Origin of the sequence: Segeticoccus rhizosphaerae, from assembly GCF_009192725.1 — a bacterium.
Classification (GTDB): domain Bacteria; phylum Actinomycetota; class Actinomycetes; order Actinomycetales; family Dermatophilaceae; genus Segeticoccus; species Segeticoccus rhizosphaerae.
Genome location: NZ_VOHR01000712.1, coordinates 1 through 589, shown reverse-complemented (window position 1 = coordinate 589; position 589 = coordinate 1). Strand labels below are relative to the sequence as shown.

Genomic DNA, 589 nt, shown 5'->3' with positions numbered 1-589 from the left:
TCTTCCTGCGGCACTACGCCACCGACCTGACGGCTGCTTCGGCACAGACCCCGACATGAGTCACCCCACGAAGTTCTCCGCTCCGCTCCGATACTTCGCCAGGACCCCGACATGAGTCAGGTGACGGCGCGGCGCCGGGCCTCTCGCCAGGAGGCCCGTTCACGGACCGGTGCCCGGGGGCGGGGCTCCGCACTGTCGGGCACCGGCACCATGCTGCGGCTGGTGCTCCGCCGCGACCGGATCATGCTGCCGGCCTGGATCCTGATCTTCGTGGCGAGCGCCTACGGCTCGGCATCGGCGACGGTCGGGCTCTACCCGTCGGTGGCGTCGCGTGTCTCGGCCGCGACGACGTCCAACGCGACGCCGGCCATCGTGGCCCTCTACGGCAAGGTCCTCGATCCCTCTAGCGTCGGTGGCCTGGCCACCATCAAGCTGACGGTCCTCGGCGCCGTCCTGGTCGCGGTGCTGATGATCCTCACCGTGGTCCGACACACCCGCGCCGAGGAGGAGGCCGGCCGGATCGAGCTGATGCGCGCCGGCGTGCTCGGCCGGGCCGCACCGCTCGCCGCCGCGCTGGTGGTCGCCGTGG

1 pseudogene is annotated in these 589 nt (G+C 72.0%); it reads left to right on the top strand.

The features are described from left to right. Positions 1–111 precede the first annotated feature (111 nt). Positions 112–589, top strand: a pseudogene (locus FRW57_RS22625) (ABC transporter permease); the annotation flags it as partial.